The organism is Microvirga tunisiensis (assembly GCF_009296175.1).
GTDB classification, from domain to species: Bacteria; Pseudomonadota; Alphaproteobacteria; order Rhizobiales; family Beijerinckiaceae; genus Microvirga; species Microvirga tunisiensis.
On sequence record NZ_VOSK01000933.1, the window covers coordinates 1 to 706 of the forward strand.

1 pseudogene is annotated in these 706 nt (G+C 64.4%); it reads right to left on the reverse strand.

What is annotated here, in order from left to right:
- Positions 1–706 (reverse strand): annotated as a pseudogene (locus FS320_RS44585) (nitrite reductase large subunit); the annotation flags it as partial.

Consider the following 706-nt stretch of genomic DNA (forward strand, 5'->3'; position numbering starts at 1 on the left):
GGGAGATGACGAAGCGCTCGTAGAGGGCCTGGCGCCTCGTCAGATCGTCCACCACGGTCGCCCGAATGGATTCCGCGCCGACCCGGTCGGCCCATTTGTACATGCGCTCGAGATAGTGCCCCTGCTCGCGATAGAGCTGCGTCAGGGCCGCGATGACCTCGATGCATTCATCCTCTTCCGGGACCTTGCAAAGCAGTTGCGTGCCCTTGATGTGAAGGCCGGCCGCCCCGGCGAAGTGGATCTCGTAGCCGGAATCGACGCAGATCACGCCCACATCCTTGCAGGTCGATTCCGCGCAGTTCCGCGGGCAGCCGGAGACTCCCATCTTCACCTTCGCCGGCGTCCAGGAACCCCACATGAACCTCTCGATCTTGACGCCGAGGCCGGTGGAATCCTGCGTGCCGAAACGGCACCACTCCGTGCCGACGCAGGTCTTCACCGTGCGCAGGCCTTTGGCGTAAGCGTGGCCCGAGACCATGCCGGCATCGTTGAGCTCGGCCCAGACGGCCGTCAGGTCCTCCTTGCGCACGCCGAGAAGATCGATGCGCTGGCCGCCTGTGACCTTCACGGTCGGGATGCTGTATTTCTCGGCCACGTCCGCGATGGCGCGCAGTTCCCGCGGGTTGGTCAATCCGCCCCACATGCGCGGCACCACCGAATAGGTGCCGTCCTTCTGGATATTGGCGTGGACGCGCTCGTTGATGAA